The organism is Curtobacterium sp. SORGH_AS_0776, from assembly GCF_031453355.1.
Taxonomy (GTDB): Bacteria; Actinomycetota; Actinomycetes; order Actinomycetales; family Microbacteriaceae; genus Curtobacterium.
The window spans coordinates 3,468,372-3,480,188 of sequence record NZ_JAVIYU010000001.1 but is presented as its reverse complement, the minus strand read 5'-3'; the positions used below and the strand labels follow the sequence as shown (position 1 = coordinate 3,480,188).

The 11,817-nt window shown below is 72.4% G+C and carries 10 protein-coding genes and 3 tRNA genes; 9 read left to right on the top strand and 4 right to left on the bottom strand.

Features of this window, described 5'->3' with window-relative positions; genetic code table 11:
- Positions 1-44: 44 nt before the first annotated feature.
- Entirely contained in the window at positions 45-1,304 is a 1,260-nt protein-coding gene (locus QE359_RS16905) for an isochorismate synthase (protein ID WP_309780035.1), read from the bottom strand.
- 59 nt (positions 1,305-1,363) lie between these two features.
- On the opposite strand from QE359_RS16905, the gene QE359_RS16900 reads away from it, so the two are divergent.
- From QE359_RS16900 to QE359_RS16885, 4 genes are all read left to right on the top strand, one after another.
- Complete coding sequence (locus QE359_RS16900; protein ID WP_070419487.1) at positions 1,364-2,155, top strand: demethylmenaquinone methyltransferase; 792 nt, start codon at positions 1,364-1,366, stop codon at positions 2,153-2,155.
- Positions 2,156-2,188: 33 nt separating this feature from the next.
- A complete protein-coding gene (locus QE359_RS16895; protein WP_070418365.1) occupies positions 2,189-3,268 on the top strand; it encodes a polyprenyl synthetase family protein in 1,080 nt (359 codons plus the stop codon).
- An 82-nt stretch (positions 3,269-3,350) separates the two neighbouring features.
- Entirely contained in the window at positions 3,351-4,733 is a 1,383-nt protein-coding gene (locus QE359_RS16890; protein WP_309780034.1) for an FAD-dependent oxidoreductase, read from the top strand.
- 19 nt (positions 4,734-4,752) lie between these two features.
- Complete coding sequence (locus tag QE359_RS16885; RefSeq protein WP_309780033.1) at positions 4,753-5,871, top strand: heparan-alpha-glucosaminide N-acetyltransferase domain-containing protein; 1,119 nt, start codon at positions 4,753-4,755, stop codon at positions 5,869-5,871.
- A gap of 143 nt (positions 5,872-6,014) precedes the next feature.
- Here the strand turns inward: QE359_RS16885 and cls are convergent, their stop codons facing one another.
- Positions 6,015-7,475, bottom strand: a complete 1,461-nt coding sequence (gene cls / locus QE359_RS16880) for a cardiolipin synthase (protein WP_070418368.1) — start codon at positions 7,473-7,475, stop codon at positions 6,015-6,017.
- Positions 7,476-7,491: 16 nt separating this feature from the next.
- A complete protein-coding gene (locus tag QE359_RS16875) occupies positions 7,492-7,980 on the bottom strand; it encodes a YajQ family cyclic di-GMP-binding protein (protein ID WP_309780032.1) in 489 nt (162 codons plus the stop codon).
- A 139-nt stretch (positions 7,981-8,119) separates the two neighbouring features.
- Here QE359_RS16875 and QE359_RS16870 point away from each other — a divergent pair.
- The 5 genes from QE359_RS16870 to QE359_RS16850 all read left to right on the top strand — a co-directional run bounded on the left by QE359_RS16870 (position 8,120) and on the right by QE359_RS16850 (position 10,719).
- Positions 8,120-8,204 (top strand) — tRNA-Tyr (locus QE359_RS16870).
- 57 nt (positions 8,205-8,261) lie between these two features.
- Positions 8,262-9,083 (top strand): inositol monophosphatase family protein, encoded by an 822-nt coding sequence (locus QE359_RS16865; protein ID WP_309780031.1) that lies wholly within the window; start codon positions 8,262-8,264, stop codon positions 9,081-9,083.
- 113 nt (positions 9,084-9,196) lie between these two features.
- Complete coding sequence (locus tag QE359_RS16860; RefSeq protein ID WP_309780030.1) at positions 9,197-10,450, top strand: M23 family metallopeptidase; 1,254 nt, start codon at positions 9,197-9,199, stop codon at positions 10,448-10,450.
- A gap of 91 nt (positions 10,451-10,541) precedes the next feature.
- Positions 10,542-10,613: transfer RNA gene (locus tag QE359_RS16855), tRNA-Thr, on the top strand.
- 32 nt (positions 10,614-10,645) lie between these two features.
- Positions 10,646-10,719 (top strand) — tRNA-Met (locus QE359_RS16850).
- 727 nt (positions 10,720-11,446) lie between these two features.
- Here QE359_RS16850 and QE359_RS16845 read toward each other — a convergent pair.
- The gene (locus QE359_RS16845) at positions 11,447-11,680 is read right to left on the bottom strand and encodes a hypothetical protein (protein ID WP_309780029.1); all 234 of its coding nucleotides are present in this window, start codon (positions 11,678-11,680) and stop codon (positions 11,447-11,449) included.
- Between the last annotated feature and the right edge of the window lie 137 nt (positions 11,681-11,817).

Genomic DNA, 11,817 nt, shown 5'->3' with positions numbered 1-11,817 from the left:
CGCCGCCGGCGCGCCGGGCCGGCACCGCGCCTCCTGGCAGTCGACTAGGCGAGCGCGTCGGTGACCGGCCGGAACTTCAGGGCCGTCTCGGCGACCTCGCGCGCCGGGTCGGACCCGGCCACGATGCCCGCGCCGGCCCACGCCCGCACGGTGCCGTCGTCGGTGATCCGGGCGCTCCGCAACGCGAGCATCCACTCGCCGTCCCCGTTCGCCCCGAGCCACCCGACCGGCCCGGCGTAGCGCCCGCGGTCGACGCCCTCGAGCTCGGAGACGAGCCGGACCGCGACGTCGGTCGGGGTCCCCGCGACCGCGGCGGTCGGGTGCAGGGCGTCGGCGACGTCGAGCGAGGTCGTGCCGACGGGCAGCGTCGCCTGGACGTCGGTCGCGAGGTGCCACAGGTTCGGCAGCTGCAACCGGAACGGCTCCGGGTCGGCGCGGAGGTCGGACGCGATCGGGGCGAGCGCGGCCAGCAGGCTCTGGATGGCGAAGCCGTGCTCCTCGACGTCCTTCGCGCTCGCGGCGAGGGCCTCCGCGGCGGCGCGGTCGGACACCGGGTCGGTCCCGCGCGCCGCACTGCCCGCGAGCACGCGCGCCGAGAGCCGGGTGCCGTCGGTCCGGGCGAGGGTCTCGGGCGTCGCGCCGACGATCCCGTCGACGGCGAACGTGACGCACTGCGGGTACGCCTCGGCGAGGTCGAGCAGGATCGCTCGCTGGTCGGCGCCGTCGGGGAGGGTCCCGACGAGGTCCCGCGCGAGTACCACCTTCTCGGCGTCGCCGGCGGTGATCCGCCGGACGGCGTCGGCGACCGTCGCGGCGTAGGCGTCCTCGTCGATGGCACCGGGACGGAGCGCGACGGACACGTGCGGACCGACGCGTGGCACCGGGACCGACGTGCGCGTGAAGGTGAGGGGTTCGGGGTCGAGCGTGGTGTCGACGGCGGTGAGCCAGGCCTTCCCGCGGCGGCGGCCGATCACGACGCGCGGGACGATCAGCACGCTCGTCTCGGTCGAGTCGTCGGCGAACGCGAACGAGCCGAACGCCACGAGCCCGGTGCCGCGCAGCTGCACGGGGTCGTCGACCACGGCGTCGCGGACCAGGGACCGCCAGGCCGCCGAGGCCTCGCGCATCCGGTCCGGGCCGGTGAACGTCCACCGCACGGCCTCGCCGATGCCGACGATCCCGTCGCCGTTCCGGACGAACGCGAGCGGGCTGTCCCGGAGGGTGTGGCGGAGGACGGCGCCCGGGTCGTCGAGGATCCGGGTCGAGACCGTCAGCGGTGGGGCCGCCGTGGTGGTTCGGGTCACCCCACAGATCGTACGCGCCGCGCGGGGAACGTCCGGGCACGACCTCTAGGATGTTGTGGGTGAGCAGAGCGGACCTGAACAAGCGGCCGGACGAGGTGGCGGCCATGTTCGACGACGTCGCCGCGAAGTACGACCTCACGAACGACATCCTCTCGGCGGGCAACGCTCCGCTGTGGCGTGTCGCGACGGTCCGCGCGGTCGACCCCCAGCCCGGCGAGAAGGTGTTGGACATCGCCGCGGGGACAGGCACGAGCGCAGCGGCCTTCGCGAAGAAGGGTGCCGAGGTCACGGCGCTCGACCTCTCCGCGGGCATGATCGCCGTCGGCCGGGAACGCCACCCCGAGATCACCTTCGTCGAGGGCGACGCCGAGCAGCTGCCCTTCGACGACGACACCTTCGACGCCGTCTCGATCTCGTTCGGGCTGCGCAACGTGAACGACCCGATGCAGGCGCTCGGCGAGATGCTCCGGGTCCTCAAGCCCGGCGGTCGTGTCGTCATCTGCGAGTTCTCCACGCCGCCGCTCGCCCTGCTCCGCTTCGGCTACGGCACGTACCTCAAGCGCGTGCTCCCGGGCGTGGCACGGCTGTCCAGCAGCAACCCGGCGGCCTACCGCTACCTCGCCGAGTCGATCGAGGCGTGGCCCGACCAGCAGGTCCTCAGCCAGTGGCTGCGCGGCGTCGGGTTCTCGGTCGTCGCCTACCGCAACCTCACGGCGGGTATCGTCGCACTGCACCGCGGTCGCAAGCCCGTCGCGGGCGAGGTCCGCGAGTCCGTCGCCCGGCGCGCCAAGGCCCGTCGCGAGCACCAGCACACCGGTGAGCAGCCGAGCGTCGACCCCACCGACGCCTGACCGGTCCCTCCACCCCCGAACACGGAGCAGCACTTGAATCCGAGCGTCCCGGTCGCACGTCGCGCACCGAGTCTCCGCGCATCGCTGGGCATCGGCGAGCGACTGTTCGCCACGCCCGCGGAACGCCGGTTCATCGCCGCGGTCGACGACGGCCTCGAGCTCGTCGAGCAGGGGCTCGAGGAAGCCATGCGCTCCACCGACACCCTCGCCGACACGACGAGCCGGTACCTGCTGTCGGCCGGGGGCAAGCGGATCCGGCCGACGCTCACGCTCCTCATCGCGCAGCTCGGTGACGGGGTGACCGACGCGGTCGTGAAGGCCGCCGTGAGCATCGAAACGACCCACCTGGCGTCGCTCTACCACGACGACGTGATGGACGAAGCGCCCGTCCGACGCGGTGTCCCCGCGGCCCACGTGACCTACGGCAACAACGTGGCGATCCTCACCGGCGACCTGCTGTTCGCGCGTGCCAGCCTCATCACGGCCGACCTCGGCACCGAGGGCATCCGGATGCAGGCGGAGACCTTCCAGCGGCTCTGCATGGGGCAGCTCCACGAGACGACGGGCCCCCAGCCCGAGGACGACCCGGTCGAGCACTACATCCAGGTGCTCAGCGACAAGACCGGCTCGCTCATCGCGACGGCCGCCCGTGCCGGCGTGATGTTCTCGGGCGCCGACCGCACGTACCTCGACGCCGTCGGCACGTTCGGCGAGAAGGTCGGCGTGGCCTTCCAGCTCGTCGACGACGTGATCGACCTCGCCCCCGCGAAGGCCAAGACCGGCAAGATCGCCGGCAACGACCTGCGCGCCGGCGTCGACACCCTGCCGCTGCTGCAGCTCAAGCGCCTCGCCGCGACCGGTGCCCCCGACGCGGTGGACCTGCTCGGGCGCATCGAGCGCGACGTGAACGCCGCACCGGACGACGTCGTCGACTCGGCGCCGTACCAGTCCGCCGTGGCCGCCCTGCGCGAGCACGAGGCGACCGCCGCGACCCGTGCCGTCGCGGTCCGCTGGGCGACGGACGCCGTCGACGCCCTCGCACCCCTGCCGGACGGCACCGTCAAGCGGGCACTCGTCCGCTTCGCCGAGTCCGTCGTCGAACGCAGCCGCTAGCGCCGGACCGCCGCGGAGACCGACGGTCCCGCCCCTCGAACCCCCTCGGGAGCACCCCACCCGAACGAACTGGAGACGATCAGTGCCCACCCTCCGAGTCGCCATCGTCGGCGCAGGCCCTGCCGGCATCTACGCCGCCGACATCCTGCTGCGCGAGGCCCACGGCCACGACGTGTCGATCGACCTGTTCGAGCAGCTGCCCGCCCCCTACGGCCTGGTCCGCTACGGCGTCGCCCCGGACCACCCGCGCATCAAGGGCATCGTCAACGCGCTGCGCGACGTGCTCGACCGCGGTGTCGTGCGGCTGTTCGGCAACGTCCGCTTCGGCGAGGACATCACCCTCGACGACCTCCGGCAGCACTACCACGCGGTCGTGTTCTCGACGGGTGCGATCAAGGACGCCGACCTCGACGTCCCCGGTGTCGAGCTCGACGGGTCGTACGGCGCCGCCGAGTTCGTCAGCTGGTTCGACGGCCACCCCGACGTCCCGCGCACCTGGCCGCTCGAGGCCGAGAGCGTCGCGGTGATCGGCAACGGCAACGTCGCCCTCGACGTCTCGCGCATCCTCGCGAAGCACGCCGACGACCTGCTGCCGACCGAGATCCCCGCGAACGTGTACGAGGGGCTCAAGGCGTCCCCGGTCACCGACGTGCACGTGTTCGGCCGCCGCGGCCCGGCGCAGGTGAAGTTCACCCCGCTCGAGCTCCGCGAGCTCGGCGAGCTCCGCGACGTCGACATGATCGTCTACGACGAGGACTTCGACCACGACGAGGCCTCGATGACCGCCATCGCCACGAACAAGCAGGTCATGGTGATGAACCGCGTCCTCGAGCAGTGGCGCACCCGTGAGACCGGCCAGGCGAGCCGCCGACTGCACCTGCACTTCTACGCGAAGCCCCTCGAGTTCGTCGGCGAGGACGGCAAGCTCACCGCCATCCGGTACGAGCGCACGCGGCCGAACGGCCAGGGCGGCGTCGAGGGCACCGGGGAGATCCGCGAGATCCCGATCCAGGCCGCCTACCGCGCGGTCGGGTACTTCGGCTCGCCGTTGCCCGGCGTCCCGTTCGACGAGCGCCACGGCGTCATCCCGAACCACGAGGGCCAGGTCCTCGACGACGACAACCAGCAGATCCCGGGCGTCTACGCGACCGGCTGGATCAAGCGCGGCCCCGTCGGGCTCATCGGCCACACCAAGTCCGACGCGATGGAGACCGTCCAGCACATCGTGAACGACCAGGCGAGCTGGTGGACCCCGGCCGACCCGTCCGAGGGGGCGATCCCGGCCCTGCTCGCCGAGCGCGGGGTCGAGTACACCGACCTCGACGGTTGGCACAACCTCGACACCCACGAGCTCGCCCTGGGCGAGGCCGAGGGGCGCGAGCGCATCAAGGTCGTCCCGCGCGAGGACATGGTCGACGTGTCCCTCGGCCGCGTCGACGCCCGCACGGGCTCGGCGACGAGCTGACCGGCAGCCCGCGAACGCCATGACGACCGCACGCCCCGCACCGCCCACCGCGCTGCGGGGCGTGTCCGTCTCTGGGGTCCGGCTCGAGGGCGTCGACGTCGCCCGTGCGCTGGCGCTGCTCGGCATGATGGCGACCCACGTCGGGGGCATCGCCGACCAGGTCGACTGGTCCGACCCCGGCACCTGGGCCGCCGTCGCCCACGGCCGGTCGTCGTCGCTCTTCGCGGTGCTCGCCGGCGTCTCGATCGGTCTGACGAGCGGTCGGACGTCGCCGCCCGGCCCGCCGCGGATCGGTCGGGTCCGTGGCCGGCTCGCGATCCGCGCGCTCGTCGTGGTCGCGGTCGGCTTGCTGCTCATGGCGCTGCGGACCCCGGTCTACGTCATCCTCCCGACGTACGGCGTGCTGTTCCTGCTGGCGATCCCGGTGCTCCGGGTCCGTGCGCGCTGGCTGCTGGTCCTCGCTGCGGCGTGCGCCGTGCTGTCGCCCGTCGTCGCCCTCGGCATCGTCCCGCTCTACGCGGACGCCGGCATGTGGGAGGTCCAGCTCGGCCTCGTCTACCCCGTGGTCACCTTCCTGGCGTACGTGCTAATCGGTCTCGCGATCGCCCGTGTCGGACTGGAGGCACGGCGCACCCAGGTGGTCCTCCTCGCGTCCGGCGCGGTGGTCGCCGCCCTCGCCTACCTCGTCGGCAACGCCGTCGCGCCGGTGCCCGCCGACGCCGGGTTCGCGTTCCCCGGTGTGCCGTACGCGGGCGAGGGGAGCACCGCCGCCGAGGCCACGGCGCAGCTGTTCCTGTCGCCGCGGGACCACTCCTCGTCGATCGTCGACGTCGTGGGGACCGCGGGGGTGGCCGTCGCCGTCATCGCGCTCTGCACGCTGGTGTTCGACGGGCGGGGCGAGGTCGTCCGACGCATCGGGTACCCGTTGGCCGCCGTGGGGTCGATGCCGCTCACGGTCTACGCGGGGCACCTCGTCGTGCTCGCGGCGCTGCCGACGTACCCGGACTCGGCGGCGGCGTGGGGCTGGTTCGCGCTGGGGTCGATCGTGTTCGCGATGCTCTGGAGGCGGTTCCTCGGGCGGGGACCGCTCGAGCGCGTGACGGCCCGGCTCACCCGCCTGGTGCCGGACCCGCGCTGACCGCCGCCGCCGCGCACCCGCGCACGCGCACCCGTGCCCGCGCACTCGCGCGCGCGGCACCGCCGTCGCGCACCCGCGCCCGCGCGACCACCCGCCGCCCGCACCTGCCCGCCGGTCGCGACCCGCGCCTCCTGGGCCGGCCGCTACTGCAGCGCCGCCGTGAGCCGCGCGACGTTGTCGAGCACCTGCGATCGACGCGGCCGCTCCACCCACGCGTCGAGCGTCAACTCGAAGCTGTGCTCCTTGTAGGCGTCCTGGACCTCGCGCAGCGCATCGACGAAGCGGCTGCCGCGGACCATCACGGAGACCTCGAGGTTGAGGCTGAACGACCGCATGTCCATGTTGCTCGACCCGATCACCGCCACGTCGTCGTCGATCGTGAAGTGCTTCGCGTGCAGGATCGTCGGCGCCCGGTACAGCCAGATCTTCACGCCGGCCCGGAGCAGCCCCTCGTAGTAGGAGCGCTGCGCGTGCCACGTCATCGCGTGGTCGCCCATCTCGCCGACGAACAGCTCGACCTCGACCCCGCGCTGCGCCGTGGTCGTGATGGCGTAGAGCATGGAGTCGTCGGGGACGAAGTACGGCGAGGTGATCGACACCTTCTGCTGGGCCGAGTAGAGCAGGGCGTTGAAGAGGCGCAGGTTGTTCTCGCCGTCGAACCCGGGGCCGGACGGGACGACCTGGCAGTCCAGTGCGTCACCGCGGTCGGCCCGCTGGACGGGGTCGCTCTCGCGGAGGAGCAGCTCGTCGGTCTCGCTGTACCAGTCGGTCACGAACAGGGCGTTGAGGCCGGCGACGACGGGGCCCTCGAACCGTGCGAAGAGGTCCTTGTACTGCATGCCCTTGTCGATGTGGGACTTCAGGTCGTAGGACTTGTCGATGAGGTTCTGCGACCCGGTGAACGCGATCGACCCGTCGATGACCACGATCTTCCGGTGGTTGCGGAGGTCCGGGCGCTGGAACTTCCCCTGCAGCGGCAGCAGCGGGAGCATGAGGTGCCACTCGATGCCCGCGCGGTCCATGAACGCGAGGGTGTCCTTGTAGCCCGGGTAGCCGCGGCTCGCCCAGTGGTCGAGCAGGACCCGGACGGTGACGCCGCGGGCCTGGGCGCGGGCGAGCGCCTCGAAGAACGGGCGCGTGGTGTCGTCGAGGGTCGCGATGTAGAACTCGACGTGCACGAACCGCCGCGAGCCGTCGATCGCGCGGGTCATCTCGGCGATCGACTCGTCGTAGTCGGGGTAGAGCTCCGCGGAGTTGCCGCCCACCAGGGGCATGGCGCCGAGTTCGCGGTTCAGGCGGGTGATGCTGTCCAGCCACGCCGGCCACGGGTGGTCGCGACGGACGCGCTCGATCCCCTCGGTCTGCTCGAGGATGTACGCGTTGATCTCGGTCTGCTTCTCACGCCGGGCGTGCGGGAGCTTCGTCGACCCGATGACGAGGAAGACGATGAACCCGATGTAGGGGATGAGGAAGATCGCCAGCAGCCAGGCCGTCGCGGTCTGCGGCTTCCGATTGATCGGGACGTAGATGATCGAGAAGACGCGGATCGCCAGGTCCAGCAGGACCAGGAAGACCGTGATCGCGACGGTGAGCCAGTGCTCCACAGCGGCGGGCGGCGCGTCAGCGGAAGTTGATGAACTGCAGCGGCACGTCGAACTCTTCACCCTTGAGGAGCTGGATCGTGTTCTGCAGGTCGTCGCGGCTCTTCGAGGAGACGCGCAGTTCGTCGCCCTGGATCTGGTTCTTCACGGTCTTCGGGGCGTTGGCCCGGAGGAACGCGCCGATCTTCTTCGCCGCGTCCTGCTCGATGCCGTTCTTGAACTTCACCTCGATGCGGTACTCCTTGCCCGACGGGTACGGGTCGCCCGCGTCGAGGCTCTTGAGGCTGATGTTCCGCTTGATCGCCTTGCTCTGCAGGACGTCGAGGACGGCCTTCGCGCGCTCTTCCGAGTTCGCCTTGATGAGGACGTCCTCACCGCTGAACGCGATCGATGCGTCGGCGCCCTTGAAGTCGTACCGCTGCTCGATCTCCTTGGCGGCCTGGTTGAGGGCGTTCTCCGCCTCCATCTTGTCGACCTTGCTGACCACGTCGAAGGAACTGTCTGCCATGCGGGACAGCCTAACGGCGGACGGGAAGCGCGGTTCGGCACCCGTGGATCGGCCCACGGTGGTCACGAGCACCGTCTGGGATCGGCTATGCTTTCATGCGCGCCTTCGGTTGGTGACTACACGAGCCGGGTGCGCACATGGCAAGTTACCCAAGCGGCCAAAGGGATCTGACTGTAAATCAGCCGGCGTAGCCTTCGGGGGTTCGAATCCCTCACTTGCCACCAACGGAACGGCCCCGTCCTCATCGGACGGGGCCGTTCCGTTTCCGCGAGGATGGACGCATGCCCTCCGACCTCACCGCCGTCCAGTTCGCCGACCTCGCCGAGTCCATCGCCCGAGAGGCAGCAGCGCTCGCCGCACGCCGACGGGTCGAGGGGGTCGAGGTCGCCGACCGGAAGTCGAGCATCGTCGACGTGGTCACGGCTGCCGACCGCGAGGTCGAGGCACTCGTCCGGGCCCGGATCGCCGAGGCCCGGCCGGACGACGCGTTCTTCGGTGAGGAGTCCGGCACCGGCGCGGGGACCTCGGGCATCACGTGGGTGGTCGACCCGATCGACGGCACGGTCAACTACCTCTACGGCAGCGCCGAGTACGGCGTGAGCATCGGCGTGGTGCGCGGGCCGGCCGACCCGACCTCGTGGGAGCCGATCGCCGGCGTGGTCGTCCAGCCCGCGACCGGCGTCGTGTTCCGCGCTGCCGCCGGCGAGGGTGCCACGCGCGACGGGGTGCCGCTGCACGTCGGGACGCCGGCCTCGCTCGCCGAGACGCTCGTCGCCACCGGCTTCGGGTACACCGCCGAGCGCCGCCGGCAGCAGGTCGCGGTGCTCGCCGGACTCATCGGCGAGGTCCGCGACATCCGCCGTGGGGGAGCGGCCTCGCTGGACTGCTGCGCGGTGGGGCTCGGCACCGTGGACGCCTACTACGAGCGCGGGATCAACCCGTGGGACATGGCTGCCGGGTCGATCGTCGCCCGTGAGGCCGGCGCCGAGACCCGGATCTGGGAGGCCGGCGGCACGCGGTCGTTCCTCTTCACCGCACCCGCGGTCGCGGACGAGCTCGCGGACCTGCTGCGGCGCCTCGAGGAGTCTGTGCTCGCCGGGTGAGGACATCCCGAGGACTGGCGTCTCCCGGACGCTCCTGCTAGCGTGCTCGGGTCCCGTTATCTGCTCGTTACCAACGAGCGCGTCTCGCCCCGATCAGGATCCACGCCGAACACATGCCCCACGCTCCCCTCACGCCCGTGCACACCGACGGCTCCGCGGACGCTCCCGCACCGGTCGTCCACCTGACCCGACGGGCCCGCATCGAGGCGGAACGCGCGGCGGCGACGGCGTCCTCCGGGGGAGCACCGGAGCACGTCGAGCACGCGACGGTCGTGGCGGAGACGAGCCGCGCCTCCCGGGCCGCCCTCGGTGACGCGACCTTCGACGACCTGGTGAGCCCGGGGACACCCGCGACCCCGGCCGCACCCGTGTCGCCCATCGACCTCGCGCCGGCCTCGCCCGCGATGCCCGCGGCGACCGCATCGCCCGTGACGCCGCCGGCGCCCTCGTCGCCGGTCGTGGCTGCTGCCCCTGCGGTCGCGGCACCCACACCGTCCGCGCCGGCCGCGCGCCGTGTCCTCGGACAGGTGCCGGCGTCCCGTCGGACCGGGCGTGCCGTCACCGCCCCGGTGCCGGCCGACCGGGCCACGCGCCACATCGCTCGCACCGCTCCCGCTGCAGCGACTCCGGTCGCCGGGGTCGCGCCGCGTGCCGCGCGGGGGTCGCAGGGTGCGTCGTTCCGTCGGGCGGCCTCGCGGGTGACGGCCGTCGGCGCGCTGCTGTTCGTCGCGGGGCTCGTCGTGTCGACCTCGCTGCCCGCACAGGCGCTGTACACCCCCGAGCCCGGCTCGACGTCGGCGCGGGCGACGGCCTCGGGTGACACGCAGTCCCTCAGCGTCGGTGCCGGCGCGACCGACGCCGAGACGAACCGCGACCAGTACTCGGTGTCCTCGGCGACGCAGTACAAGAACGTCGACTCCTCGAGCTTCACGAACGACCCGAACGGCACGATCCAGTGGCCGTTCCTGACCGGTGTGCCGATCACCTCCGGGTTCGGCGGACGCCAGGTCGAGGGATGCTCCTTCTGCTCGACGAACCACATGGGCGTCGACTTCGCTCCGGGTGAGGGCACGCCGATCCGGGTCATCGCCGCCGGCACCGTCCTCAAGGTGCAGGCGAACGACGGCGGCTTCGGCAACGACGTCTGGGTCGAGCACGACGTCGACGGCAAGCAGTTCGTCAGCGTCTACGGCCACATGGAGGACAACTCCTTCAAGGTCGTCAAGGGCCAGCAGGTCGAGGTCGGCGACGAGCTCGGTCTGGTCGGCAGCACCGGCAACTCGACCGGTCCGCACCTGCACCTCGAGGTGCACGTCGACGGTGTCCCGGTGGACCCGCTGGCGTGGCTCGAGGCCAACGCGAACTAGCGGTTCCACGCGGCACGCCCGGGCGTCACAGCCGGTTCCTGACCACCGTCGCGGGTCTGCTATCCTCGTGTGGTGCCGCCGAGCGGCACATGCCCCGATAGCTCAGTGGTAGAGCACTTCCATGGTAAGGAAGGGGTCGTCAGTTCAATCCTGACTCGGGGCTCCGACCCGGTGCGGTAGTCGTGCCGGATCCTTGGCGGGGTAGCTCAGTTGGTTAGAGCACACGACTCATAATCGTGGGGTCGCGGGTTCAAGTCCCGCCCTCGCTACCGCAAGCCCGGCGATCCGTTCGCCGGGCTTTCGTCGTTCTCGGGGCGGTGCCGTGCGCGCGTCTTGCGTGTGCGTCGGCGCGTCGGCGTCGGTGCCTCGGTGTGGGCTGCGGCGTCGAACCACGTTCCCGACGTCGAACCGGCCCCACGACCTGGTTCCGTGTCGTTCCCGTGGTTCGTCCCCGCGCCCGCGCACGCGCCGCCCCGCCCGCGCGTTGCGGGGTGCGCCGCGGCGCCGCCCCGCCCCGCCCGCGGCGTCGGGTGCCTGCGCACAACGCAAGTCGCCCCGAACCTGGGGAGTGCGCGGTTCGCCGTGCCTTGCGTTGTGCGGCGCGCGTGCCGGCGCGGGCGACCGCTCACCGTCGCGGTCCGCGGGCTGCGTCGAACCACGTTCCCGACGTCGAACCGGCCCCAGGACCTGGTTCCGTGTCGTTTCCGTGGTTGGTTCCCGGCCGCCGCGCGCCGCGCGCCGCGCGCCGGGCGCCGGCAGCGCCGGGCGCCGGCAGCGCCGGGTGCGTGCGCACAACGCAAGTCCCGCCGAACCGTGCGAAGACGCGGTTCGCAGCGACTTGCGTTGTGCGGCCAGCGCCCGCGCCCGGCGACGCGCCCGCGCCCGGCCGCAGGCGCCCGGCGGCCCGGCCCGGCCCGCCCGGCCCGCGGCGCGTCCCGCGCGCCCGCGCCCGCCCCCGCGCAGCCCGCGCCCCCCGCGCCGCCCCCGCGCGGCGCGCTACCGCGCGCTGAGCACGCCCGCCTGACGGAGCGCCCGCTCGATCACCGCGGCGGTGCTGCGCCAGGCATCGTGCCGCCGCTTCGCACCGATCTCCCCGCCCGACACCGCGGTGCCGTGCCCGGAGTGCCGCAGCGTGATCGTGGTCGACGTCCCCGTGACGGTCGTCGAGAGCTCGTACCGCCGGAACTCCCGCGACGGGTGCACGAACGCCCCGAGCAGGATCGTGAGCACTCGGTTGCCGGTCGTCGCGGTGAGCGTCCCGCCCGTCGACTCGACGTGGTGCCCCGCCCCGCTGCAGTGCGGCGCCGGCGGCCTCCATCGCGGTGCAGCGGTCGCCCGTGTGCACGGCGAACTCTGTCGTGTGGTCC

Excerpts from the sequence above, each read along its gene's own strand:
- QE359_RS16885 (WP_309780033.1), top strand. The coding sequence starts at position 4,753 with ATGACGACCGCACGCCCCGCACCGCCCACCGCGCTGCGGGGCGTGTCC.
- QE359_RS16875 (WP_309780032.1), bottom strand. The coding sequence starts at position 7,980 with ATGGCAGACAGTTCCTTCGACGTGGTCAGCAAGGTCGACAAGATGGAG.
- QE359_RS16865 (WP_309780031.1), top strand. The coding sequence starts at position 8,262 with ATGCCCTCCGACCTCACCGCCGTCCAGTTCGCCGACCTCGCCGAGTCC.
- QE359_RS16860 (WP_309780030.1), top strand. The coding sequence starts at position 9,197 with ATGCCCCACGCTCCCCTCACGCCCGTGCACACCGACGGCTCCGCGGAC.